Origin of the sequence: Embleya sp. NPDC056575, assembly GCF_042793325.1 — a bacterium.
Classification (GTDB): domain Bacteria; phylum Actinomycetota; class Actinomycetes; order Streptomycetales; family Streptomycetaceae; genus Embleya.
In genome coordinates this window covers 21,742-48,409 of record NZ_JBHTVA010000030.1, presented here as the reverse complement: position 1 = coordinate 48,409, position 26,668 = coordinate 21,742, and the positions used below count along the sequence as shown (strand labels likewise).

Annotated in this window: 14 protein-coding genes; all 14 read left to right on the top strand. The window is 72.0% G+C overall.

Features of this window, described 5'->3' with window-relative positions; all coding sequences use genetic code 11:
* The first annotated feature begins 47 nt into the window (after positions 1-47).
* The 14 genes from ACFRCG_RS23960 to ACFRCG_RS23895 all read left to right on the top strand — a co-directional run bounded on the left by ACFRCG_RS23960 (position 48) and on the right by ACFRCG_RS23895 (position 26,566).
* Complete coding sequence (locus tag ACFRCG_RS23960) at positions 48-8,048, top strand: amino acid adenylation domain-containing protein (RefSeq protein ID WP_380034535.1); 8,001 nt, start codon at positions 48-50, stop codon at positions 8,046-8,048.
* Positions 8,045-15,370 (top strand): amino acid adenylation domain-containing protein, encoded by a 7,326-nt coding sequence (locus ACFRCG_RS23955; RefSeq protein WP_380034533.1) that lies wholly within the window; start codon positions 8,045-8,047, stop codon positions 15,368-15,370. Before ACFRCG_RS23960 ends, ACFRCG_RS23955 begins: the two co-directional genes overlap by 4 nt.
* A gap of 86 nt (positions 15,371-15,456) precedes the next feature.
* On the top strand, positions 15,457-15,663 hold the full coding sequence (locus ACFRCG_RS23950; RefSeq protein WP_380034532.1) for an MbtH family protein: 207 nt from the start codon (positions 15,457-15,459) through the stop codon (positions 15,661-15,663).
* On the top strand, positions 15,660-16,637 hold the full coding sequence (locus ACFRCG_RS23945) for an ATP-binding cassette domain-containing protein (protein ID WP_380034530.1): 978 nt from the start codon (positions 15,660-15,662) through the stop codon (positions 16,635-16,637). The genes ACFRCG_RS23950 and ACFRCG_RS23945 overlap by 4 nt, the downstream gene beginning before the upstream one ends.
* Positions 16,634-17,521 carry an ABC transporter permease gene (locus tag ACFRCG_RS23940; RefSeq protein ID WP_380034528.1) on the top strand — a complete coding sequence of 296 codons (888 nt, stop codon included), beginning with the start codon at positions 16,634-16,636 and terminating at the stop codon, positions 17,519-17,521. The genes ACFRCG_RS23945 and ACFRCG_RS23940 overlap by 4 nt, the downstream gene beginning before the upstream one ends.
* 110 nt (positions 17,522-17,631) lie before the next feature.
* Positions 17,632-17,880 carry an acyl carrier protein gene (locus ACFRCG_RS23935; protein WP_380009110.1) on the top strand — a complete coding sequence of 83 codons (249 nt, stop codon included), beginning with the start codon at positions 17,632-17,634 and terminating at the stop codon, positions 17,878-17,880.
* Positions 17,881-17,941: 61 nt separating this feature from the next.
* Positions 17,942-19,204, top strand: coding sequence for a beta-ketoacyl-[acyl-carrier-protein] synthase family protein (locus ACFRCG_RS23930; RefSeq protein ID WP_380034526.1), 1,263 nt, complete (start codon positions 17,942-17,944; stop codon positions 19,202-19,204).
* A gap of 7 nt (positions 19,205-19,211) precedes the next feature.
* Positions 19,212-20,339: a beta-ketoacyl synthase N-terminal-like domain-containing protein gene (locus tag ACFRCG_RS23925; protein WP_380034524.1), complete on the top strand. Its 1,128-nt coding sequence runs from the start codon at positions 19,212-19,214 to the stop codon at positions 20,337-20,339.
* On the top strand, positions 20,336-21,064 hold the full coding sequence (gene fabG / locus ACFRCG_RS23920; protein WP_380034522.1) for a 3-oxoacyl-[acyl-carrier-protein] reductase: 729 nt from the start codon (positions 20,336-20,338) through the stop codon (positions 21,062-21,064). Before ACFRCG_RS23925 ends, fabG begins: the two co-directional genes overlap by 4 nt.
* Positions 21,064-22,776: a phytoene desaturase family protein gene (locus tag ACFRCG_RS23915; RefSeq protein ID WP_380034521.1), complete on the top strand. Its 1,713-nt coding sequence runs from the start codon at positions 21,064-21,066 to the stop codon at positions 22,774-22,776. The genes fabG and ACFRCG_RS23915 overlap by 1 nt, the downstream gene beginning before the upstream one ends.
* Positions 22,777-22,850: 74 nt before the next feature.
* Complete coding sequence (gene sbnB, locus ACFRCG_RS23910; RefSeq protein WP_380034520.1) at positions 22,851-23,882, top strand: 2,3-diaminopropionate biosynthesis protein SbnB; 1,032 nt, start codon at positions 22,851-22,853, stop codon at positions 23,880-23,882.
* Positions 23,883-24,026: 144 nt separating this feature from the next.
* The gene (locus tag ACFRCG_RS23905; RefSeq protein WP_380034518.1) at positions 24,027-24,503 is read left to right on the top strand and encodes a MaoC family dehydratase; all 477 of its coding nucleotides are present in this window, start codon (positions 24,027-24,029) and stop codon (positions 24,501-24,503) included.
* 135 nt (positions 24,504-24,638) lie between these two features.
* Complete coding sequence (locus ACFRCG_RS23900) at positions 24,639-25,970, top strand: sensor histidine kinase (protein WP_380034516.1); 1,332 nt, start codon at positions 24,639-24,641, stop codon at positions 25,968-25,970.
* Positions 25,922-26,566 carry a LuxR C-terminal-related transcriptional regulator gene (locus ACFRCG_RS23895; RefSeq protein ID WP_380009133.1) on the top strand — a complete coding sequence of 215 codons (645 nt, stop codon included), beginning with the start codon at positions 25,922-25,924 and terminating at the stop codon, positions 26,564-26,566. The genes ACFRCG_RS23900 and ACFRCG_RS23895 overlap by 49 nt, the downstream gene beginning before the upstream one ends.
* Positions 26,567-26,668: the final 102 nt, after the last annotated feature.

Here is a 26,668-nt window from a genome sequence, read left to right as displayed (position 1 = left end):
TCGAGAGTCGATTCGAGGCTGAGCTGAGGATGACGGAGAGCAAAGCGATGGCAAACAATCGGGGTACTGTCCTTCCGCTCACCGCGGCGCAGGCCGAGATCTGGTTCGACGAGCGGTTCGCCACCGGGCCGTTGGCCTACAACATGGCGGACTACATCGAACTGCGCGGGCCACTCGACGTGGAGTTGCTCGTTCAGGCGATGCACCGCCTCGCCGACGAGGCCGAGGGAGTACGCGCGCAGTTCCTCGAAGAGGACGGCGTACCTGGGCAGATCATCCGTCCACTCGCCCAACTCCCGCTCAAGATCCTCGATTTCAGCGAAAAAGCCGAGCCGTTGGCCGCCGCCGAGCGGTGGATGCGCGCCGACCACGCCGAGCCCCTGAAGGTCACCGACTTCCCGCTGTACCGCGGCGCGCTGATCAAGCTGGAGCCCGAGCACCACCTGCTCTACCTGTGCATGCACCACATTCTCATCGACGGCTACAGCCGCGTGCTCCTCTACCCGAGGCTCGCCGAGCTGTACACCCGGCTCGCCGCGGGCATCGCCGATTCGGCGGCGGACCCCGGCGCGATCCCGGCCTTCCACCTCCTCCTGGACGCCGAGCGCGAATACCGCGACTCGCCGCTGGTCGAGCGGGACCGTACCTACTGGACGCAGCGCCTCACCTCCGGTGCGCACGGGCCGGCGCCCGAGCTGGTCTCCCTCTCCGGGGAGGAGCCCGCCCCCGGCCGCGGTGCGTTGCGCCACACCTCCCGCCTCTCCCCCGAGGCCACCGACGCGCTGCGCGCCCTCGCCCAGGACGGCAAGGTCACCATGCCCGTCCTGATGGTCGCCGCGATGGCCGCCTACACCCAGCGGGTCACCGGTATCGCCGGGCCGCTGCTCACCCTGCCGGTCACCGGCCGGGTCGGCGCCATCAGCCGGCAGATCCCCGGCATGCTCGCCAACTACCTGCCGCTCGCCGTGCGGGTGAGCCCGGAGATGACCCGTGCCCAGCTGCTGCGCCGGGCCTGGGTGGAGGTGGCGAGCGCGCTCAAACACCAGCGCTACCGCGGCGACCGCATCCGCCGCGACATCGGCCTGCGCACCGACGACCAGCGCGCCTTCGGGCCGTTCATCAACGTGCTCAACCAGGACCCGGAGCTGGCCTTCTCCGACGACTGCCGCGGTTTGGTGGTCAACCTGTCCACCGGCATCGTCAAGGACCTCATCATGACGGTCCTGAACACGGCCGACGGCACGATGGAGATCCACCTCGACGGCAACCCCGAGCTGTACGGCTCCGCCGAACTCGCCACCCATCTCGCCCGCTTCGAGGCCTTCCTGGCCGCGCTCGCCGCCATGCCGGCCGACCAGCCGCTCGGCCGGGTCGGCCTGGGCGCGACCGGTGAGCTGCTCGGTCTGCTCGGCGAGTGGGATCCCGCCGCCGAAGGGCAGGCGGACGAAGGGCTCGTCGAACGAATACGTGCCGTGGCGACGCGGACGCCCGATGCCGTGGCCGTGTCCGACGGCGCCGAGAGCGTCACCTATCGCGAGCTGGTTACGCGCGTCGCGGGCGTCTCCGTCCGGCTGGCTCAGGCGGGGGTGTCGGCGGGTTCGGTGGTGGCGATGTTCGCCGATCCCGGGGTGCCGTTCGTGGTGGGTGTGTTGGGTGTGCTGGGGGCGGGTGGCGCGTATCTGCCGCTCGATCCGGCCGCGCCGACCGCCCGCAACGGCGCGCTGCTGCGGGACAGCGGCGCCGGTCACCTGCTGGTGGGCGCGGGATACGAGGCATCGGCCGGCGAACTCGCCCGTCCGGTCACCACCGCCCCGGTCACGGTCGTGGGCCTGGCGGACACGCCTGCCTGCCGCGAGCTGCCGGCTTGCGTCGGGGGTGGGTCGGATCTGGCGTATGTGATGTTCACGTCGGGGTCCACCGGTCGCCCCAAGGGCGCCATGGTGCAGCGTTCCGGGATGCTCAACCATCTGTGGGCCAAGGTCGCCGATCTGGACCTGGCGGCCGGTGAGACGGTCGTGCAGAACGCGCCGCTGACGTTCGACGTGTCGGTGTGGCAGATGTTCGCGCCGTTGGTCGTCGGTGGTCGGGTCCGGGTGTGCGGCACCGACATGGCGGCCGACCCCACCGCGCTGTTCGCCCTGGTTCGCGACGAGCGGGTCGCGGTCCTGGAGGTCGTGCCCTCGCTGTTGCGCGCGGCGCTGGACGCCTGGGACATCGAGGGCATCGCCCCCGAACTGCCCGATCTGCGTTGGCTGATGACCACGGGGGAGGCGCTGCCGGTCGATCTGTGCCGCCGCTGGCACGCTCGGCACCCGAAGATCCCGCTGATGAACGCGTACGGGCCCACCGAGTGCTCCGACGACGTCACCCACGCCGTGATCACCGCTTCCGACAACCTCGACCTACGGGTGCCGATCGGCACGGCCGTGCGGAACACCCGCCTGTACGTGCTGGGTGACGAGCTGCGGCCGGTACCCGCCGGTGTTCCGGGCGAGTTGTACGTCGGCGGCGCCGGTGTGGGCCGCGGGTACCTGCACGATCCCGGCCGTACCGCGGCCACGTTCGTCGTCGATCCCTTCGCGGGTGCCGGTGCCCGGATGTACCGCACTGGCGACCGGGTCGTGCAACGCGCCGACGGGCAGCTGGAGTTCATCGAGCGCCGCGATCACCAGATCAAGATCCGCGGGCGGCGTGTGGAGACCGGTGAGATCGAGGCCGTCATCCGCTCCCTGGACACGGTCGCCGACGCCGCCGTCGCGGTGCTGCCCGACGCGTCCGGGAACCCCCGCCTGGTCGGCTACCTGACCGGGCCCGGCGTGGACGCCGGCAGGATACGCGCCGAGCTGGCCCAGCTCCTGCCCGCGTACATGATCCCCGCCTCCTGGGTGGTCCTGGACGCGATGCCGCTCACCTCGAACGGCAAGCTCGACCGCAAGGCGTTGCCCTCGCCCACGGCGGCCGACCGGGACACCGCGCGTGGCCCGCGCAACGAGAACGAGCGGCTGCTGTGCGGCATCTTCGGCGAGGTCCTGGGCCTGGCCCACGTCGGCATCGACGACGACTTCTTCACCCTGGGCGGCGACAGCATCCGCTCGATCCAACTCGTCAGCCGCGCCCGCAAAGCCGGCCTCGCCCTCACCACCCGCGACATCTTCACCCACAAGACGGCCGCCGCCCTCGCACAGGCGGCGGGCAGGATCGACGCCGACGCCGCGAGCAGCGCCGGCGCGGGTGCGGACGACGAGGGCAGCGGCCCGTACGAACTCACGCCGATCATGGCCCAGTTGCACGACGACAGCGGCAGTCTCACCGGGCCGGTCGTCAAGTACAGCCAGCACGTGGTGGTGCGCGTTCCCGCCGCACTCGACGCCGACCGGCTCGACGCGGCCCTGCACGCCTTGGTGGACCACCACGACGCGCTGCGCACCCGGGCCACCGAACCGGCACCGGGGCTCTGGCACACGGAGGTCCTGGCGCCCGGGGCGCTTTCCGGCGAGCGCCTGGTCATCGCCGTTCAGGGCCTCGAGGCGGGGGCGGACGCCGAAGACGTCCTCGGGTACACCGAGCGGCAGGCGGCCGCGGCCCGCGCCCGGCTCGACCCCGCCGGCGCCGTCATGGTTCAGGCGGTGCTGATCGGCGCGGGAGCCGACGCCGACACCGCCTGGCTGGTGCTCTGCGCCCACCACCTCGTCATCGACGGCGTCTCGTGGCGCATCCTGCTGCCCGACCTGGCGGCCGCCTACGAGGCGCTCACCGCCGGCCGCGCCCCGGCCCTCGACGCCGTCGGCACCTCGTACCGCAGCTGGTCGAAACTGCTCGCCGAGCAGGCCCGCACTCAGGTGCGTGGGCCCGAACTCGCCCTGTGGCAGGGCATCCTGGCCGGACCCGACCCGCTGGTCGGCACCCACCGGCTGAACCCCGCGACGGATGTGTACGGCACCCGGCGCACCCTCCGCCTCGAACTGGGCCCCGACGTCACCGGGCCACTGCTCACCGACGTCCCGGCGGCCTTCCACGCGGAGGTCAACGACGTCCTGCTGACCGGCCTCGCGCTCGCCGTCGCCGACTGGCGCCGGCGGCACGGCCACGCCCAGTACGCGCAGACCCTCATCGAGTTGGAGGGCCACGGCCGCGAGCAGCTCGGCGACGACCTCGACCTGTCCCGCACCGTCGGCTGGTTCACCAGCGCCTTCCCGGTGCGCCTCGACCCCGGCACGCTCGACTGGGACGAGGTGTGGACGGGCGGCCCCGCCCTGTCCACGGCCCTCAAGCGGATCAAGGAACAGCTGCGCGCGCTGCCCGACCGCGGCGTCGGCTACGGCCTGCTGCGCTACCTCAACCCGCACGCCGCCCGCGCCCTCGCCGGCCTGAACCGGCCGCAGATCGGCTTCAACTACATGGGGCGCTTCGACGCGCGGGACACCCGGTTGTGGGAACCCGTGGCCGGCAATGGCGTCGTCGGCACCGGCGCGCACCCGGGTATGCCGCTGCCGCACCTGCTCGACGTCACCCCGGCGACCGAGGACCGTCACGACGGACCGCACCTGATCGCCAACTGGGCCTGGGCGGGCCGCACCGTGGCCGAGGAGGACGCCCAGGACATCGCGCAGACCTGGTTCCGTGCCCTGGAACTGCTCGCCCGGCACGCCGGCGCGCCGGGTGCGGGCGGCCTCACCCCGTCCGACCTGCCGCTGGTGGAGCCGGCGCAGGACGAGATCGAGGAGTACGAGGCCGAGTTCGCGCGGACCGGCACGGTCCTCGTGGACGTCCTGCCGCTCACCCCGCTGCAACAGGGCATGCTCTTCCACGCCGACTACGACACCGCGGGCGCGACCGAGGTCGAGGACGACGCGGACGCGGACGCGGACGCGGTGGACGTCTACACCCTGCAGATCGTCGCGGACATCGAGGGTTACCTCGACCCCGCCATGCTGCGTGCCGCGGGCCAGGCGCTGCTCGATCGGCATCCGAATCTACGGGCCTCGTTCCGGGCCCGCGCCACCGGCGCACCCGTACAGCTCATCCCGAGGCACGCCGAACTGCCCTGGCGGGAAATCGACCTGACGGATCTTCCGGAGTCCGCGAGGGCCGCCGAACTGGACCGGATCGCCGACGTCGAGCGGGCCCGTCGCTTCGACCTCGCGACGCCGCCGCTGTTGCGCTTCACGCTGGTCACCCACGGCGAGGACCGGCACCGCTTCATCTGGACCAGCCACCACATCCTGGTCGACGGCTGGTCGATGCCGCTGCTCGTACGGGAGTTGTTCACGCTGTGCGCGACCGGCGCGGACGTCGCGCTGTCGGCCGACCCGGCCCCGTACCGCTCCTATCTCGCCTGGCTGACCGCGCAGGACCGGGAGGCGGCCAAGGCCGCCTGGCACGCGGTGCTCGCCGACGTGGCCGAACCCACCCTGCTCGTCCCGGGCGATCGCGACCACGCCCCGATGTTGCCCGACTCGGTACAGGCCGAGGTGCCCCGCGAGCTGACGGCCGCCCTGTCCGGGTGGGCGCGCGCACAGGGGCTGACCCTCAACATCGTGGTGCAGGGCTGCTGGGCGCTGCTGCTCGGGCGGCTCACCGGTCGCCAGGACGTCGTCTTCGGCGCCGTCACCTCCGGCCGCCCCGCCGAGGTCGCGGACGTCGAGTCGATGATCGGCATGTTCCTCACCACCGTGCCGGTACGCGCCCGGCTGCATCCCGGCGCCACCCTCACCGAACTGCTGCACGCCCTCCAGGATCAGCAGACCGCGCTGCTCCCGCACGAACACCTCGGCCTCGCCGAGATCCACAAGGCCGCCGGGCTCTCCGGTGAAGTCTTCGACACCGTGGTGCTCTTCGAGAACTTCCCGCTGGACGAGAACGGCCTCGACACCGGCGCCGACGGCCCGCGCGTGGTGCGCGCCGAGGCCAGGGACGCCCGCCACCATCCGCTGAGCATGGTGGTCTTCCCCGGCGACGCCCTGACGCTGCGCCTGGACTACGCGCCGGACCGGTTCACCCGGGACGACGTCGAGCGGACCGCGGTGATCTTCCGGCACCTGCTGCGCACGGTCGCGGAGCGGCCCGACCTGCCGCTCGCCCACATCGACGTGACCGCTCCGGCGACCGCGGCCGGCCCCGGTACGACCGGTGAGCTGGGCGGGCTGCTCGGCACATGGGATCCGTCGATCCCCGAGGAGAGCCTCGGCGTCGTCGAGCGGGTACGGGCGGTGGCCGCCCGCATCCCCGACGAGAGCGCCGTGTCGGACGGCACCACATCGCTCACCTATGGGGAGCTGGTCGCCGCGGCCGGTGGACTGTCCGTCCGGCTGGCTCGGGCGGGGGTGTCGGCGGGTTCGGTGGTGGCGATGTTCGCCGATCCCGGGGTGCCTTTCGTGGTGGGTGTGTTGGGTGTGCTGGGGGCGGGTGGCGCGTATCTGCCGCTCGATCCGGAGGCGCCCGCAGCCCGCAACACGTCCCTGCTCGGGGACAGCGGCGCCGGTCATCTGCTCGTGGGCGCGGGATACGAGACAGCGGCGGCCGAGCTTGCCGCCTCGACGACCACCGTCCCCGTCACGGTCGTCGACCTGGAGGGCGCGCCGATTCCCGGCGAGCTGCCGGTTTGCGTCGGGGGTGGGTCGGATCTGGCGTATGTGATGTTCACGTCGGGGTCCACCGGTCGTCCCAAGGGGGCGATGGTGCAGCGGTCGGGCATGCTCAACCATCTGTGGGCCAAGGTCGCCGATCTGGACCTGGCGGCCGGTGAGACGGTCGTGCAGAACGCGCCGCTGACGTTCGACGTGTCGGTGTGGCAGATGTTCGCGCCGTTGGTCGTCGGTGGTCGGGTCCGGGTGTGCGGCACCGACATGGCGGCCGACCCCACCGCCCTGTTCGCCCTGGCCCGCGACGAACGCGTCGCCGTCCTGGAGGTCGTTCCCTCCCTGCTGCGGGCGGCCCTGGACGCGTGGGATGTCGAGGATGCCGCTCCGGAACTACCGGATCTGCGTTGGCTGATGACCACGGGGGAGGCGCTGCCGGTCGATCTGTGCCGCCGCTGGCACGCTCGGCACCCGAAGATCCCGCTGATGAACGCGTACGGGCCCACGGAGTGCTCGGACGATGTGACGCATGCCGTGATCACCGCCTCCGACGTCCTCGGGTCGCGGGTGCCGATCGGTACGGCCGTGCGGAATACCCGCCTGTATGTGCTGGGTGACGAGCTGCGGCCGGTACCCGTCGGTGTTCCGGGCGAGTTGTATGTGGGCGGGGCCGGTGTGGGCCGCGGGTACCTGCACGATCCCGGCCGTACCGCGGCCACGTTCGTCGTCGATCCCTTCGCGGGTGCCGGTGCCCGGATGTACCGCACCGGTGACCGGGTCGTGCAACGCGTCGACGGGCAGCTGGAGTTCATCGAGCGCCGCGATCACCAGATCAAGATCCGCGGGCGGCGTGTGGAGACCGGTGAGATCGAGGCCGTCATCCGCTCCCTGGACACGGTCGCCGACGCTGCCGTCGCGGTGCTGCCCGACGCCTCGGGCAATCCCCGTCTGGTGGGTTATCTCACCGGGTCCGGCGTGGACGCCGCGATAGTGCGCGGGGAACTCGTGGAACTGTTGCCCGCGTACATGATCCCCGCCTCCTGGGTGGTCCTGGACGCGATGCCGCTCACCTCGAACGGCAAGCTCGACCGCAAGGCGTTGCCCTCGCCCACGGCGGCCGACCGGGACACCGCGCGTGGCCCGCGCAACGAGAACGAGCGGCTGCTGTGCGGCATCTTCGGCGAGGTCCTGGGCCTGGCCCACGTCGGCATCGACGACGACTTCTTCACCCTGGGCGGCGACAGCATCCGCTCGATCCAACTCGTCAGCCGCGCCCGCAAAGCCGGCCTCGCCCTCACCACCCGCGACATCTTCACCCACAAGACGGCCGCCGCCCTCGCACAGATCGCCGCCGCACACGAGCAGGACGGTCCCGAACGCGCCGCCGTCGAGCCCGAGGGCAGCCTGATTTCCCTCTCCGACGAGGAACTGGCCGATCTCGAATTCGAGTTGAATGAGGAATTGTCGTGACGACCGCTCCCGGAGCCGGGTCGAAGATCAGCGAAGTACTGCCGCTCTCACCGCTGCAACAGGGGCTGCTGTTCCTGTCCTCGTACGACCCGGCGGCACCCGACCTCTACACGCTCCAGTTCGTCGCGGACGTCGACGACCGGGACACGGACGACGGGCCCCGGCTCGCCGCCCGACTGCGCGCGGCCTCGGCGACGCTGCTGAGCCGACACTCGAACCTCAGAGCCTGCTTTCGTAATCGCAAAAGCGGCGAACCCGTGCAGATCGTGCTCAAGGAGAGTGAGGTCGAGCCGGACTGGCACTTCCGGGACCTGACGGGGCTGCCCGAGGCGGCGCGGGAGGCCGCGGCGCGGCGGCTCGCGCACGAGGACCGGCTGCGCCGGTTCGACCTGGCGCGTCCGCCGCTGATGCGGTTCACGCTGATCCGACTCGGTGAGCGGCGCCACCGGCTGCTGTGGTCGGTGCACCACATCCTCATGGACGGCTGGTCCTTCCCCCTCGCCGTCCACGAGTTGTTGCTCCTCGGCGCGCGGGGCGAGCGCGCGGCGCTGTCCGCGCCCGCACCGTACCGGTCCTTCCTGACCTGGCTGAACGACCGCGACCGGGACGCGGCGCGGGCGGCCTGGGCCGAGCTGCTCGCCGGCCTGGAGGGGCCCGTGCGGGTGCTTCCCGAAGCGGGCCGGGCACTCGAACCGCCCTCGCTCGTCGAGCACGTCCTGTCACCGGAGAGCACGGCGGCGCTCGCCGGGTGGGCACGCGGGCAGGGCCTGACCCTCAACAGCGTGGTGCAGGGCTGCTGGGCGCTGCTGGTCGGCCGGCTCACCGGTCGCCAGGACGTCGTCTTCGGCGTCGTGACCTCCGGCCGGCCCGCCGAGGTGCCGGACGTCGAGTCGATGATCGGGCTCTTCGCCAACACCCTGCCCGTGCGGGCCGACCTGCGCCCGGACCTGAGGGCGAGCGATCTGTTCCGGGCGCTGGCCCGGCAGCAGGTCGAGATGATGCCGCACGAGCACGTGCCGCTCGCCGAGGCGCAGGCGGCCTCCGGCATCCAGGGCGAACTCTTCGACACCGTGCTCGCGTTCCAGAACTATCCGCTGGACGGGGAGACCCTGCGCCGCGAGTTCGGCGGTGAGGTGAGCACGGCCGAGATGCACGCGGCCACCCACTACCCGCTGAGCCTGACGGTGTTCCCCGGCGAGCGCCTCGATCTGCGACTCGCCTACAAGGACTCGACGCCTGCGCACGGCGAGGCGACGGCCCGGGCCGACGCGACACGTGTCCTCGACCGGTTCGTCCGCATCCTCGAGGAGGTCGCGGACGAGCCGGACACGCTCCTCGCCCGCCTCGGCGCGCCGGACCCCGCCGAGCGGGCGCGCCTTCTCACCGAGTGGAGCGGCGCGTCGGCCGCTCCTCGCGAGCCCGCGCGCCGTACCACCATCCCGGCGCTGTTCGCCGCGCAGGCCGCACGCACCCCCGACGCCGTCGCGATCACCGCGCCCGGGACGGAGGGGCCCGGCGGCACCCTCACCTACCGGGAGTTGGATGCCCGCGCGAACCGGCTCGCCCACCTCATCGCGGCGCGGGGCGCGGGGCCGGAGACGTTCGTGGCCCTGGCGCTCCCGCGCGGTGCGGAGCTGATCGTCGCGGTCCTCGCCGTTCTCAAGGCCGGTGCGGCCTACCTGCCCCTGGAACCGGGCCACCCGGCGGACCGGATCACCTACGTGCTGCGCGACGCGCGGCCCGCGCTCCTGCTGACGTGCGCCGACGCGGGACTGCCGGAGTTGCCCGAGGCGCCTGCCGTGGAGCGCGTCGACCTCGGGGCCGAGGAGACCGCGGCCGCGCTCGCCGCCTGCCCGGACACGGAGCCGGGTGTCGACGCGGATCCGGAGTACCCGGCGTACGTCATCTACACGTCCGGTTCCACCGGCCGTCCCAAGGGCGTGGTGGTACCGCACCACAACGTGGTGCGACTGCTGGACTCCACCGACGACCGGTTCGAGTTCGGGCCCGACGACGTGTGGACCCTCTTCCACTCCATCGCCTTCGACTTCACGGTGTGGGAGCTGTGGGGCGCGCTGTTGCGCGGCGGGCGCCTGGTCGTCGTGCCGTACGACGTCTCGCGTTCCCCCGGCGCGTTTTTGGACCTGCTCGCCGCGGAGAGGGTCACCGTCCTCAACCAGACGCCGTCCGCGTTCTATCAGCTGATCCGCGCCGACTCCGAGCGTCCACGCGAACTCGCGCTGCGGCGCGTGGTGTTCGGCGGGGAGGCGCTCGACGTCGGCAAGCTCGCCGACTGGTACGCCCGGCACGCCCCCGACCTGCCGCTTCTGGTCAACATGTACGGGATCACCGAGACGACGGTGCACGTCAGCTACCAGGAGTTGACTGCCGCGACGGCGGCCGGCACCGGCGGCAGCGTGATCGGGCGCGGCATCGCGGACCTGCGGGTGTACGTGCTCGACGGCGCCCTCCAGCCCGTACCGGCGGGCGTGCCCGGCGAGCTGTACGTCGCCGGTCCCGGCCTCGCGCGCGGATATCTGGGGCGCCCCGACCTGACGGCGGCGCGCTTCGTGGCCTGCCCGTTCGAGCCCGCGGGCGCCCGCATGTACCGAAGCGGCGACCTGGGCCGATGGCGATCCGACGGCACCCTCGAATACCTGGGGCGCGCCGACGAGCAGGTGCAACTGCGCGGATTCCGGATCGAGCCGGGCGAGATCGCCACCGTGCTCGGCCGGCACCCGCGCGTCGCCGAGGCGGCCGTGGTCGCCCGCGAGGACCGGCCGGGCGACCAGCGCCTGGTCGCGTACGTGGTGCTGCGCGACGACGCGGGCGACGGCCCGGCGGCGGCCGAACCGGGCGCGGAACTGCGGGCGTTCGTCGGGGAGCGGCTGCCCGACTACATGGTCCCGGCGGCCGTGGTGCGGCTGGCCGCGCTGCCGCTGACCGCCAACGGCAAGCTGGACCGCCGGGCGCTGCCCGCACCCGAGTACGCCACGTCGGCGAGCGCCCCGCGCACCCGCGAGGAGGAACTGCTCTGCGGCGTCTTCGCCGAGGTGCTCGGGCTCGAACGCGTCGGCGTGGAGGACGACTTCTTCGCGCTCGGCGGCCACTCGCTGCTGGCGACGCGCATCGTCAACCGGGTCCGCGCCGAACTCGGCGCCGAACTGCGGATCCGGGACCTGTTCGAGGCCTCGACGCCGGCGCGCCTCGCCCAGCGGTTGCCCGGTGCGGAGCGCGGCAGGGCCCCGCTCGTCGCGGGCCCGCGTCCGGCGTCCCTGCCGCTTTCGTACGCGCAGCAGCGGCTGTGGTTCATCGAACGCCTCGGCGCGCCCGACGGGCTCTACAACATTCCGCTGGCGGTCCGGCTCTCGGGACCCCTGGACGTGCCCGCGCTCCAGGGGGCGCTGCGGGACGTCGTCGCACGCCACGAGGCGCTGCGCACCGTCTTCCCGGCGCGCGCCACGGCCGGGGCCGACGGTGCGGGCCCGGCCGAACAGCGGGTGCTCGCGGCGGCCGACGCCCTCGTTCCGATGCCGGTGAGCGAGACGACCGAGGATCGCCTGCCCGCCGCGCTCGCCGCCGAGGCGGCGCGCGGCTTCGACCTGGAGACCCGGATCCCGGTGCGGGCCACCCTGTTCGCGCTCGGCCCCGAAGAGCACGTACTGCTGCTGGTGGTGCACCACATCGCGGCCGACTGGTGGTCCCTCGCCCCGCTCACCCGTGACCTGACCGAGTGCTACCAGGCCCGGCGCACCGGCCGTGCGCCCGAACTGCCGCCGTTGCCGGTGCAGTACGCGGACTACGCCCTGTGGCAGCGGGAACTGCTCGGCGACGCGGACGATCCGCGCAGCGAACTGGCTCGCCAACTCGCGTACTGGACACAGGCGTTGGCCGGTCTCCCGGAGGAGCCGGCGCTGCCTTTCGACTTCGCGCGCGGCGCCCGGGCGGGCTTTCGCGGCGGCCACGTCCGCACCGCGGTGCCGCGGACGCTCGGCGACGACCTGTACCGGCTCGCGGCCGAGTGGGGCGTCAGCGTGTTCATGGTGCTGCACGCCGGGCTCGCGGCGCTGCTCACCCGGTTGGGCGCGGGCACCGACATCGCGCTCGGCAGTCCCGTGGCGGGCCGCACCGACGAGCGCCTCGACGACATGGTCGGGATGTTCGTGAACACGCTGGTGCTGCGCACCGACACCTCGGGCGACCCGAGCCTGCGGGAGTTGGTCGAGCGGGTCAAGGAGTGCGACCTGGCCGCCTATCGGCACCAGGACGTGCCCTTCGAGAAGCTGGTGGAGGTGCTCAACCCCGAGCGGTCGATGTCGCGGCACCCGCTGGTCCAGGTGATGCTCGGCTTCCAGCAGGCGGCACCGGGCCCGGACGCGAAGACCCTCGCGGACGCCGACACCGGGGCCTCGGTGACGCGGGAGCCCGTGCCGGGGGAGACCGCCAAGTGGGACCTGCTCTTCCAGCTCACCGAGGAGGCGGGGGACGCGGCCGGGCCGGGGTTGTCGTTGGCCGTCGAGTACGCCGCCGACCTCTTCGAGCCCGCGACGGCCCGCCGCGTCACCGACGCCTACCTGCGGCTTTTGGCCGCCGCGCTGGCCGAGCCCGGTCGGCCGTTGTCCCGCCTGGACATCGTCGACCCCCGGGAGCACGCCGAACTGCTCGCCCTCGGCACCCACCGCATCGGCACCCCGCACACCACGGTCACTGAGCTGGTGGCGGCCCGGGTCGCGGCCGCGCCGGACGCCGTGGCCCTGATCCACGCCGAGCCGGGTGCCCCGGAGCGGTTGGTCCGGGTCACGTACGCCGAACTGGACGCGGCGGCGAACCGTCTGGCCCACCTGCTGACCGCCCGCGGCACCCGCCGAGGCGACGTGGTCGCCCTGCTCCTGGAGCGCGGACCGGCCACCGTGATCACGGTGCTGGCGATCGCCCGGACGGGCGCGGCCTATCTGCCCCTGGACCCGTCGTACCCCGCCGAGCGGGTCCACGACATGCTGACCGACAGCGGTGCCCGCCTGCTGCTGACCCAGGAGTCCCTGGCGAGCCGGGCCGCCCCGGGCGCCGAGCGTGCCGGGGTCGAGGTGGTGCTCCTCGACGCCCCCGACACCGTCGCCGCGTCGGCCGCGCTGCCCGCCTCCCCGGGGCCCGCCGCGGTCGTCGAACCCGACGACCTGCTCTACGTCATATACACCTCCGGCTCCACCGGAAAGCCCAAGGGCGTCGCCGTCTCGCACCGGGCCGCCGTGCGTCTGGTCCGGGGGCTGCCGGAGTTGGCGCCGACCCCGGACGACACCTTCATGTGCTTCGCGGCGGTCGCCTTCGACGCGTCCACCTTCGAGATGTGGGCGCCGCTCACCCACGGCGCGCGGCTGGCGATCTGCCCGCCGGGGCCCGCCGACCCCGAGACCTTGGAGGCGTTCGTCGGCCGGACGGGGGTGACGATCGCCTTCCTCACCACCCAACTCGTCAACACCCTCGCCGACACCCGGCCCCGCGCCATGGCCGCCGTGCGGGCCCTGTTCACCGGCGGCGAGGCGCTGTCCCCGGACCACATCGAGCGGTTGCGGGCCGCGCTGCCGGACACCGTCGTCTTCAACGTGTACGGCCCGACGGAGGCCACCACGTTCGCCACCTGCCAGAACACCGCCCTGGTCGGCGGCGGGGCCACCGTCCCCATCGGGCTGCCGATCGGGGACACCCGCGCCTACGTCCTGGACGAGACGCTGGGACTGGTGCCGCGCGGTGTGGTCGGCGAGCTGTACCTGGCGGGCGAGGGCCTCGCCCGCGGGTACCTCAACCGGCCCGGTACGACCGCCGAGCGCTTCGTGGCCTGCCCGTTCGGGGCGCCGGGCGAGCGGATGTACCGGACGGGCGACCTGGTGCGCTGGGACCGGCACGACCGGATCGACTACGTCGGCCGCGCCGACCAGCAGGTGAAGATCCGCGGCTACCGCGTCGAACTCGGCGAGATCGAGCGTCATTTGACTGCTCATCAGGCGATCGCGCGAGCCGCCGTGCTGGCCCCCGCCGAACGCACGGGCCAGCGTCGCCTGGTCGCCTACGTGGTGCCGGCCCCCGGTTGCCCGAACCCGGAACCGGAGGAACTGCAACGGCACTTGGCGCGCTTTTTGCCCGGCTACATGGTGCCGGACAACTATCTCCCGCTGTCCGCGCTGCCGCTGAACGCCAACGGAAAGCTCGACGTCAAGTCCCTGCCCACCCCCGACCGACCCCGGGCCGGCGCCGACCGCGCGCCGCAGCGGCCCCGCACCGAGCGGGAAAGGTTGTTGTGCGCGGCGATCGAGGAGGTGCTCGGTGTCGACGACGTGGGTCCGAACGACGGGTTCTTCGCACTGGGCGGGGACAGTCTGAAGGTGATCAGGCTGGTCGACGGCGCCGCCCGCCTCGGGCTGCGGATCAGCCTCGGCGCGGTCTTCGAGCATCGCACCGTCGAGGCCCTGGCCGCGAGCGCGGTCACCGAGGGCGAGTCCGGCGACCCGCTGGGGCCCGTGTTGCCGATCCGCCCGACCGGCGGCAGGCCGCCGCTGTTCTGCGTACACGGCGGCCTGGGCTTCGCCATCCCGTTCACCGCGCTCGCCGAACACCTGGACCCGGAGCAGCCCGTCTACGGCCTCCAGGCGCGCGGCATCGCCGACCCGGGCCCGCTGCCCGAGCACATCGGGGAGGTCGCCGACGACTACCTGGCCCGGATCAGGGCCATCCAGCCGACCGGCCCGTACCACCTGCTCGGCTGGTCCTACGGCGGCGTCGTCGCCCACGAGATGGCCGTACGACTGCGGGCGGTGGGCGAGGAAGTGGCCTACCTGGCGAACCTGGACGCCTATCCCGACGACGCGCACGGCGCCTCACCGAGCGACGAGGAGTTCCTCGCCGATTTCCTGACGGAGGCCGGCGTCGACCCGGCGGCGTTCGACCGGCTCACCCCGCAGGGCGTCGCCGCGCACCTCGCCCGTTCCGGCGGCCCGCTCGCCGCGTTCGAGCAGGTCACCCTGGAGCGCCTGTTGCGCGTCATGCGCAACAACCTGGAGCTGTTCCGGAGCTTCACCCCCGGCCGCTTCGACGGTTGCCCCATGACGCTCTTCGTGGCGACCGGGGGCGGCGACAGGGGCACGCGGGACGAGCGCGCCCTCAAGCTCAAGAGCTGGGAGCCGCACGTCGGCCGGGCCATCGACACGTACGACGTGGACTGCACCCACCAACAGATGATGCGACCCGCCCCGGCGGCGGCCATCGGCCGGGCCGTCGAGCACACGCTCCGCGTCCTGGCGGCGGCCCGGGCCGCGGCCGAGCCCGCCTGATTCCCGACCCTCCGACCACCCGACGCACCCGACGCACCCGACGCACCCGACGCATTCGAGCACCATCCGAGATCTGGAGAACATCCATGGCCAACCCCTTTGACCGCGAAGACGGCCGGTTCCTCGTCCTCGTCAACGACGAGGGGCAGTACTCCCTGTGGCCGTCCTTCGCCGCCGTGCCCGACGGCTGGCGGGTGTCGCTCGCGGAGACCGACCGCGCCACGGCCGTGGCGCACATCGAGCGCGACTGGACGGACATGCGTCCGCTCAGCCTGCAGCGTCGGGCGGGATGACCGTGGCCTCGTCCGACCTGGCCATCCTCGCCGAAGGGCTGCAGAAGCAGTACCGCGGCCACACGGCACTGCACCGCGTCGATCTGGCGGTGCCGGCCGGCACCGTCCTGGGCGTACTCGGCCCCAACGGCGCCGGCAAGACGACCACCGTCCGCATCCTGGCCACCCTGGTCGAGCCGTCCGCCGGCCGCGCCGTCGTCGCCGGGCACGACGTGGTGCGCGAGGGCAAGGAGGTCCGGCGGCGCATCGGCCTGGCCGGACAGTACGCGGCCGTCGACGAGCTCCTCACCGGGCGCGAGAACATGGTCCTGCTGGCCAAGCTGCTGCGCTACGGGCGACGCGGTGCGGCCCTGCGCGCGGCCGAACTGCTCGAACGGTTCGAGCTGACCGACGCCGCCGACCGCACCGTGGGCACCTACTCGGGCGGCATGCGCCGCCGGCTCGACCTGGCGACCTGTGTCATCGGCGATCCGCAGGTGCTCTTCCTCGACGAGCCCAGCACGGGCCTGGACCCCACCAGCCGAAGCGTCCTGTGGGACGTGGTGCGCGACCTGGTCGCCAATGGTGTGACCATCCTGCTCACCACCCAGTATCTGGAAGAGGCGGACGCGCTCGCCGATCGCATCGCCGTCATCGACGCGGGCCGCGTCATCGCCGAGGACACCCCCGCGGCGCTCAAGCGCATGGTCGGCAGCGAGCGCCTGGAGGTGACCGTGGCCCGCCCGGAGAACCTGGCCGACGCGGTCGCCGCGCTCGCCACGCTCGGCAGCACCCAGGAACCGGTCGCCGACCCGGCCACCCTGCGGGTATCGGTGCACCTCGACCGGGGCGGCCTGGACGAGGTGGCGCGCGCCGCCGTCGCGCTGCGCGAAAAGGGCGTCGACACCGTCGACTTCGAAGTGTGCAAGCCCACGCTCGACGACGTGTTCTTCCAGCTCACGGGCACGGGAGAGAAGAAGGAGAGCCGGCGATGACATCGACGACCGACGCCGCGGTGTCGCCGACGGCGCTCGCCCCCGCGACCTCGCCCCCGGTGCCGCGATCCGCGGAGTCCAGGGGCGTGCTGCTCGGCTACCTCGGCGACACCCTCGCGCTGGCCGGACGCCATCTGATCCATCTGCGCCGCTCGCCCGGCCGGCTCGTGCTCGTGACGATGACGCCGCTGGTGATGCTCGTCGCCGTCGGCTACCTCTTTCGCAAGTCGATGAACGTCCCCGGCGGCGTCCCGTACGAGGACTTCATCCTGGCGGGCATCGCCGTCCAGGTCGGCCTGTCCGGCGTCGGCCCCACGGCCATCGGTGTCGCCCTCGATCTGCGGCACGGCCTGGTGGACCGGTTCCGCTCGTTGCCGATCGCACCGAGTTCGGTGCTCATCGGCCGCACCCTGGCCGACCTGTGCGTCGGCGCGGTCAGCCTGACGGCGGTGTCCCTGGTCGGCCTGGCCGTCGGCTGGCGGCCGCACGAGGGCGTGCTGCGCACCGCCGCCGGATTCGCCGTGCTGCTCGCCTTCATCTACACCATGCTGTGGCTCGGAATTCTGCTCGGCACCACCCAGAAGAATGTCGAGGCCATCGACGGCACGGGCGCGCTCGTGCTTGTCGTCTTCAGCTTTCTTTCCAATGCGTATGTCGGTGTGAACGGCCTGCCGGAATGGCTGCGCCCGGTGGCCCAATGGAACCCGGTCACCGCCGTCATCACCACCTGCCGCAGGCTGTGGGGCAACGACCCCTCGGGCGCGGCGGGCAGCGGGTTCGCCGCCGACCACCCGGGCGTGGTCGCCGCCATCACCCTGGCGACGATCCTGGTCATCGCGGTCGCCGGCAGTGTACGGGGCTTCGAAAAGGCCGTCGGAAGGTGACCGGCAACCGCCGTCAGTGAGCGGTCAGTTGAATGTCATCGGCCCGTCATCGAGGCTGACTAATTTTTGCCGTAAGGCAAATTCGAGAACCTGGGAAACGGAGAAAAAACATGACCACGGTCGTGCCCGAGCGCCTTACCCGCATCAGGGAAATCATCGCCGAGAACATCGATGTACACACCGAGTTCGCGGACAGCACGCTGTTCATCGACGAACTGGGCGCCGACTCCCTGAAACTCATCGACGTGCTCAGCGCCCTCGAGATGGAGTACTCCATCGTCATCGACATGGACGAACTCCCGAAGATGGTGAACGTGGAGACCACGTACCAGGTGACCGCCGCCGCCGCCGGTTGGTGAGCAGCGGGGGTTCCCGTCCCGGACCCCCCGACCACAGGCATCCCACTGCTTAAGGAGTCCGATGTCCACCGCACAGCCACCACCGACGCCCCCCGCCCGCGCACCGGCGGATCGCCGCCGGGCCGTTCTCACCGGCCTCGGCGCGATCTCCAGCATCGGCACGGGTGTCGAGGAGTTCACCGCGGCGCTGCGGGCCGGCCGCTCCGGCGCGGGGCCGATCACCCGCTTCGACACCGAGGGGTTCGGCCACAACACCGCATGCGAGGTCTCCGAGTTCGAGCCGGAGCGCTGGATCCGCAACGTACCCCTCGACGACATGGGCCGCGCCGGCCAGTTCGCCGTCGCCGCCGCCCGGATGGCCGTGGTGGACGCGGGACTCGGCGAGGAAGACCTGCGTGAGCGGCAGGCGCTCATCAGCATCGGCACCACCGACGGCGAGTCGCACGACATCGGCGTGCTCGTCGAGCAGGAACTGGCCGCCGGGGACCCGGAGGCCATGGACCCGGTCCTGTCCCGCCGCATCAACGCGGGCCGGCTGAGCACCGTGATCGCCCGCGAGCTGCGCATACCGAACGTGGAGGCCACCACCATCACGACGGCCTGCGCGGCGGGCAACTACTCGATCGGCTACGGCCTGGACGCGATCCGTTCCGGCGAGGTCGACATCGCGCTGTGCGGCGGAGCCGACGCGGTGTGCCGCAAGGCGTACCTCACCTTCAAGCGGTTCGGCGCGCTCACCCCGGACGTGGTACGGCCCTTCGACAAGAACCGGCAGGGCATCCTCACCAGCGAGGGTGCGGGCATCCTCGTCCTGGAGAGCCTGGAATCGGCGCTCGCGCGCGGCGCGCACATCTACGCCGAGGTGCTCGGCTACGGCCTCAGCTGCGACGCCAATCACGCCACCGCACCGGACCGCGTCGGCATCGCGCGCGGCATTCGCCTCGCCCTGGACGACGCCGGGGTCAAGAAGGAGGAGATCGACTTCATCTCCGCGCACGGCACCGGCACCAAGGCCAACGACCGCACGGAGTCGGCCGCCATCCTCGACGTGTACGGCGACGCGCCGCCGCGCACCGTGGCCCTGAAGTCGATGCTCGGCCACGCGATGGGAGCGGCGAGCGCCCTCGGCGCCATCGCCTGCAGCCTCGCCATCGAGCACGGTTTCATTCCGCCGACCATCCACCATCGGGAGACGGACCCGGCCTGCCCGCTCGACGTCGTGCCCAACCACGCCATCGACGCGGACGTGCGGCTCGTGCAGAACAACTCCAGCGCCTTCGCCGGCAACAACGCCATCCTGATTCTGGGGACGTACGGAGAGTGAGTCCCACATGAGTACCGCAGCAGTCACCCCGGCGGCCTCGCTGCCACCGGAGACGCTAGTCATCACCGGGTGGTCGGCCGTATCCCCGCACGGCGTGACCCGCCAAGCCTTCGCCGCGGGCGTGCGCGGCGGGGCGAAGACGGCCGTGAAGGCGGGCACGGCGCTCGGCACGCTGCCGTCGCCCAACGTCTGCACGGTCCCGGACTTCGACATCCCGGGCCTGCTCGGCCCGACGGGCACGGCCAAGATGGACCGGCTCACCGCGCTGGCCCTGGTCGCCTCCGACGGGCTGCTCCTGGACACCGAAGGCAACCGGGTGGTGCGGACCGACGAGGCCACCGGTGTGGTTCTCGGTATCTCCATGGGCAGCCTGGAGAACATGACGGACCTCCTGCGTCAGTCCTACACGAACGCGCTGCCCTTCCACGTCGACGCGGGCCGCATCCCCTTCGGCAGCCTCAACCACGCCGCGGGCGCCTGCGCGATCCGGCACGACCTCAAGGGCCCCAACACGACGGTCGCGGGCGGCCGGGTCAGCGGACTGCTCGCCCTCAACTACGCGCGGCGGCTGATGAGCCAGGGTCGTGCGACGAAGTACCTGGTGGGTTCGGTCGAGGAGTTCTCCGCCATCCACGCCTGGTTCGAGTACACCGCCCTCGCGGCCGGCGACCCCTCGCCGCTGCTCGGCGAGGGCTGCGGGCTCTTCCTGGTCGAGCACGCCGGCGCCGCCGAACGCCCCGCGCTGGCCGCGGTGTTGAGCATCGAGAGCGGCATCGACATCGACGACGACCCGCGGGCCGCGGTCACCGGCTGCGTGCGCCGCGCCCTGAACCGCGCGGGCGTCACCCCCGACGAGGTGTGGGCGGCCGTACCGTGCGCCGCCCCCACCGCCGCCGGCCGGGCCGAGTCGGAGGCACTGGCGGCGCTGGTGCCCGCCGACGCGCTGTCCCGGGTGCCGTCCATGGAGCTGCTCGGCGACACCAGCGCGGCCTCCGCCTCCTTCCAGATCCAGGCGGTGCTCGGGGTGGCCGAGGCCGACCCGACCTCGTCCGGTCGGATCGCGCTGGTGTCCGCCGTCGACCGGGACGGCGCGGTGGCCTGTGCCGTCCTGCGACTGCTGGGGGAGCACGCATGATCGCGCTCGTCAGCGGCGGGTCCCGGGGCATCGGCAAGGCCATCGTGCTGCGCCTGGCCCGGGACGGGTACGACGTCGCGTTCTGCTACCGCTCGAACGACGAGGCCGCCGAGGAACTGGCCAAGCAGGCAGCCGAGTTCGGTACTCGCGTCAGCGCCGCCCGGTGCGACGTGTCCGACGCGGCGGACGTGCGCGACTGGTACGCGCGGACCGAGCGCGAACTCGGCCCCGTCGACGTCGCCGTCACCTCGGCGGGCATCACCCGGGACCGGCCGGTGATCCTGATGCCCGAGGAGGACTGGGGCCGGGTTCTGCGGACCAATCTGGACGGCGTCTACCACGTGTGCCGCGCCGCCGCGTTCTCCATGAGCAAGCGCAGGAACGGCGCGATCGTCAACCTGTCCTCGGTGTCCGGGATCCACGGCAACATCGGGCAGGCCAACTACGCCGCCTCCAAGGCCGGGATCATCGGCTTCACCAAATCCCTCGCCAAGGAGTGCGGGCCGCGCGGTGTGCGCGCCAACGTGGTCGCCCCGGGCCTGATCGCGACCGACATGGTCGACGACATGTCCGAGGCCGCGGTGGAGCGGATGCTGGGGAACGTGGCGCTCGGCCGTGCCGGCCGCCCCGAGGAGGTGGCGGACCTGGTGTCCTTCCTGGTATCGGACCGGGCCGCGTACATCACGGGGTCGGTCTTCGAGATCCACGGTGGTGGCACCTTCTGATGGGGACCGCAACGCAGGGGGCCGGAGGCCTTCGGGACAGCTATGACGTGATCGTCGTCGGCAGCGGCATCGGCGGCCTGGTCACCGGCGGCTACCTGGCCGCCGACGGGCGCCGCGTGCTCATCCTCGAACAGCACGACGTGGCGGGCGGCAACGCGCACGCCTTCCGCCGGCGGCGCAAGTACGAGTTCGACGTCGGCATGCACTACCTCGGCGACTGTGGGCCCGACGGGCTCATCCCCACGATCCTGTCCGGCCTCGGCGTCCGCGACCGGGTGCGCTTTTTGCCCATGGACAACGAGCGCGGCTTCGACCGGGTCATGACGCCCACCGCGACCCTGGACGTGCCGGCCGGGTGGGACGCCTACGCCGACCGGCTCCGGCAGGCACTGCCCGAGGAGGCCGACCGCGTCGACCGGTTCATCGACCTGGCCACGGCGCTGGCCGCCGTGAACCGGGCCAGTCTGACGGGCGATTCGATGGCGCAGTTGTGCCGCAGGTTCCCGGAGGCGATGCGCTGGACCCGCCGTACGCTGGGCGAGGCCCTGGACCACTGCGGCCTGTCCGCCAAGGGGCGCACCCTGATCGCGGCCCAGGCCGGCAACTACGGCTCGATGCCCGACGGGGTCGGCTTCGCCGAGCACGTCAACATCACCGACCACTACCTGCGCGGCGCGTACTACCCCGAGGGCGGCGGCCAGGCCCTGGTGGCCGCGTTCGTCGAGGCGCTCGAGGCGTACGGCGGCGAACTGCGCACCCGGTGCGAGGCGCGCCGCATCCTGATCGAGAACGGGCGCGCCACCGGCGTCGAACTCACCGACGGGCAGCGCGTTTCGGCGCCGCTGATCATCTCCAACGCGGACTACCGGCGCACCGTCCTGGACCTGTGCGGCGGCGAGGCGAACTTCCCCGCCGGCGTCGTGGCACGGACCCGCGAGGCGACCATGCGCAACGCCATCGTCTCGGTGTACGTCGCGCTCGACACCGAGTTGCCGGCGCTGCACAACGCCAACATCTGGTGGCACGGCAGCGACGACATGGAGGGCGCGCACGCGGCGATGCTGGAGCGGTACGCGCGCGACGGGTCGATGGACACGGTGTCGCAACTCGCCCTGTTCTTCGCCTCCCTCAGGGACCCGGGGGCGCACGCCGTGTGCCCGCCCGGCCACAGCAACTTCCAGCTCATGATGAACTGCCCGTTCGGGTACGACTTCTGGGGGGTGCCGGGCGGACCGGTGGACGGCGAGCCGTACCGCCGCAACCCCACCTACCTCGCCCGCAAGCGGGAGTTGACCGAGGCGATGCTGGACACCGCCGAGAAGATCCTCGGACCGTTCCGCGGCCGCATCACACACGTGGAGACGGCGACTCCGCTGACCAACGAGCGCTACATCCGAGCCGGCGGCGGCACCCCGTACGGCATGGCCACCTGGGGCGGCACGGCCCGGCGGCCCGACGTGCGGACCGAGGTCGAGGGTTTGTACGTGGTCGGCCAGAACGTCCGCTACGGCAGCGGCATCGGCGGCGTGGCGACCTGCGGAATCGCCGCCGCCTCGCGCATCCTCGGCCGCGGGCTGTTCGCCGAGGCGTACACCGGTAAGGTGCTCGGCGACGCCTCCAGACTGCCCGACCGGGCACCGGACTGGGACCCACTGGCCGTCTCGCGCGGACAGGCGCGGCGGGGCGCGAAGGGCCTGGCCCGCATCGGCTGAGAGCCGGCCGGCCCGCGACCGATCACCTTCCCATCCCGACCGGGTCCTTTCGTCCCACCAGGAGCAGTGTTCCCATGAATCAGGTACCTTCCTTCGCCGTGGTCTCCGGCGCTCAGGTGGACCGCGTCCTCGGCGGGCGTGAGGAAGAGGTCGTCGCGACCATCGAGGCCGCCTACCGGCTGCACGGCGAGGGGCAGACGGTCAACCCCGACTCGTACTTCCTGCGTTTTCCCGACCGTCCGTCGTCGCGGATCATCGCGCTGCCCGCGTCGATCAAGGGCGACGTGGAAGTGCACGGCATCAAGTGGATCTCCAGCTTCCCGGAGAACGTGGCCGCCGGCATCCCGCGCGCCTCGGCCGTGCTCATCCTCAACGACGCCGAGACCGGCTACCCGTTCGCGTGCCTGGAGAGCTCCATCATCAGCGCGGCGCGCACCGCCGCGTCCGCGGCCCTCGCGGCGGCGCGGCTCGGCGAGGCGCGCGGGCAACGCCCCACGCGGGTGGGCTTCTTCGGAGTCGGCCTGATCGCCCGCTATGTGCACCGGTACCTCGCGGGCAGCGGCTTCGCCTTCGAGTCGATCGGCGTGCACGACCTGTCGGCCGAGTACGCCGAGGGCTTCGCGGGCTACCTGCGCCGGGCCGAGGGCGAGGACCGCGAGATCACCATCCACGACAAGGCCGAGGACCTGATCCGCTCCAGCGATCTGGTGGTCTTCGCCACCGTCGCGGGAGAGCCGCACGTGAGCGACCCGCGATGGTTCGCGCACAACCCGCTGGTGCTGCACGTCTCCCTGCGGGACCTGTCCCCCGAGATCGTCCTGGACTCGTGGAACATCGTCGACGACATCGAGCACTGCATGAAGGCGAACACCTCGCCGCATCTGGCCGAACAGCTGGTCGGCAACCGCGAGTTCGTCGCCGGCACCCTGTACGACGTGCTCACCGGGGCGATCACCCCGCCGGCCGACCGGCCGGTGGTCTTCTCACCGTTCGGCCTGGGCGTCCTCGACATGGCCGTCGCGAAGTACGTGTACGACCGCGTGCGCGAGACGGATGCGCTGCACACCGTCCCGGACTTCTTCCACGAGCTCAAGCGCTACGGCTGACACCGTGCCGGGCCGGCTGTGAGCGTGCCGCGACGGGGCAGTCCCCGGCGGTCGCTGACAGCCGGCTGACGGCGCGCTGACCGAACGAACAACCGGCCCCGGAGCACCTTGCCGCGTCCTCGACGCCCACACAGAATCTGCCGCATGAGATCCTTTTCCAGCCTTGAGGAATTCGCCGGCGCGGCCGGCGAACACCTCGGCTACAGCGAATGGCTCGAAGTCACCCAGGGAAGCGTCGACCAATTCGCCGGTGCGACCGGCGACCTCCAGTGGATTCACGTGGATCCCGAGCGGGCGGCGACCGGACCGTTCGGCGGGACCATCGTCCACGGCTATATGACACTCGCGCTGCTGCCCGCGATGATGCGGGCCATCTTCGCGATCGAAAAGGTGGAGCTGGGCGTCAACTTCGGCCTGGACAAGGTGCGTTTCCCCCGCCCCGTGCCGGTCGGGGCCCGGGTTCGCGGCGGCGCCAGACTCACCACCGTGCGCGAAACGCCCTCGGGTCACCTGACCGCGGTGCGCATGACGGTGGAGGTCGAGGGCCGGCGGCAGGCGGCCTGCGTGGCGGATACCCTGTCGCTCTTCGTCGCCCCCGGGACGCCTCTGGCCGCGCCCTGACGGAGGTAGGGGAAGCACCCCCCTCCGCCGTCCAAGAGGGGAGTAAATACTACCGATTTCCGCGCCCGAGCTCCGCCACAATAGCGACACGGCCACTGTGGCCGGGACACTGCGAATGGCAAGAGGAGTGCATACATGGACGGCACGACGCAGCCCGGGGAAAGCCCGTCGTCGGGCGAGATCAAAGGGTTCTCCGTCCCTGCCGGGTTCGTCGGTCTGCGGCGGGCGTTGGTGCTGTGCTGGATGTCGATCGCGGCCCTCGGCCGCTCCCTTGCCGTCTCCTGCGCGATCACTCTGGTGGGTCCGGGCCTCGGCATGGTGCCGCGCGCCATGGAGGGCGTACGCGGGCTGAGCAACCGCCAACGCGTGCTGGCCGCGCGCTGGTCCGGCGTGCGGATCCCGACCCCGTCCGGCCGGCAGCCGCCGGTGCCTGCGGGCTCCTGGGGATTCGTCGCCCGCTACCGCTGGATCATGAACGACCCGCAGCTGCGGCGGGAGTTCGTCTGGGTGTTCGCCGATCCCGTCGCCGGCGCCTTCCTGGCCTTCTTCCCGATCGCCCTGCTCCTCGCCGGCGTGTGGGGCATCTTCCTCGCCTTCTTCGGCGTCTCGCTCTCCGAGGAGTGGGACGGCCTGTGGTTCTACTTCATTCCGGTCGGGGGACCGGCCACCGCGGTGCTCGCGGGCATCCTCGGCGTCCTGCACCTGCCGCTGGCCCTGTGGGTGGCGCCCCGCGCCGTCCGCAAGCACGCCCTGTACACCCACGCGATGCTCGCCCCGAGCGAGAACGAGATGATGGCCGGTCGCATCGAGTACCTGGCCACGACCCGTGCGGACGCGGCGGACACGCAGATGGCCGAGATCCGCCGGATCGAGCGTGACCTGCACGACGGCGCCCAGGCACGCCTGGTGGCGATGGGCATGAACCTGGACGCCGCGGAACGCCTCCTGGAGACCAACCCCGAGGCCGTGCGAGCCCTGCTGATCGAGGCACGCCAGTCCTCGGCCAAGGCGTTGCAGGAACTGCGCAATCTGGTGCGCGGCATCCACCCGCCGGTTCTCGCCGACCGCGGACTCGTCGACGCGGTGCGGTCCTTGGCCATGGTCTGCCCGGTCCCCACAGAGGTCACCGTCGACCTTCCGGGCCGCCCCGAGATGCCGATCGAGTCGGCCGCGTACTTCGCGATCTCGGAGATCCTCACCAATGTCGCCAAGCACTCGAACGCGGACCGGGCCTGGATCGACGTCCGTTACGATCACGGAATGCTGCGCGTCACCATCACCGACACCGGACACGGCGGCGCGGACGCCGCCCGTGGCACCGGCCTGCGAGGCGTCGAGCGACGCCTTGCGACTTTCGACGGTGTACTGGCCGTGAACAGCCCCGTCAACGGCCCGACGATGGTGACGATGGAGCTTCCGTGCGAATTGTCCTCGCCGAAGACCACTTCCTCCTTCGGGACGGGCTGATCCGCCTCCTGGAGGCACACGGCCACGAGATCGTGGCCGCGGTGGAAAACGGAGCGGACCTGCTGGAGTCGCTCACCGAGGAGCGACCGGACGTCGCGATCGTCGACGTCCGGCTGCCGCCGAACTTCACCGACGAGGGCCTGCGCGCGGTCCTCGCCGCCCGGCGCGAGATGCCCGACCTGCCCGTGCTGCTCCTCTCCCAGTACGTCGAGCCGCTGTACGCGCGCGAGTTGCTGAGCAGCGGCGGCAACGGGATCGGCTACATCCTCAAGGGCCGGGTGACCAACGGAGCGCAGTTCCTGGACTCCATCCGACGGGTGGCCGAGGGCGGCACGGTGATGGACCCCGACGTGATCTCCCAGCTCCTGGTGCGCAAGGAGCGCGACGAGAGCATGAGCACCCTGTCCGGCCGCGAACGCGAGGTCTTGGTGTGGGTGGCCCAGGGCCGCTCCAACGCGGGCATCGCCCAGTCCCTCTTCATCTCGGAGAAGGCCGTCGCCAAGCACATAAGCAGCATCTTCACCAAGCTGGGCCTACTACCGGCCGACGGCGACAACCGCCGCGTGCTGGCGGTCCTCGCATACCTGGACCAGTGACCCCACACGAAAACCCCGGCCGAAGCCGGGGTTTCTTGCCTGGTCAGGCTGTGTGCCCCCAGCAGGATTTGAACCTGCGACACCCGCTTTAGGAGGACTGCG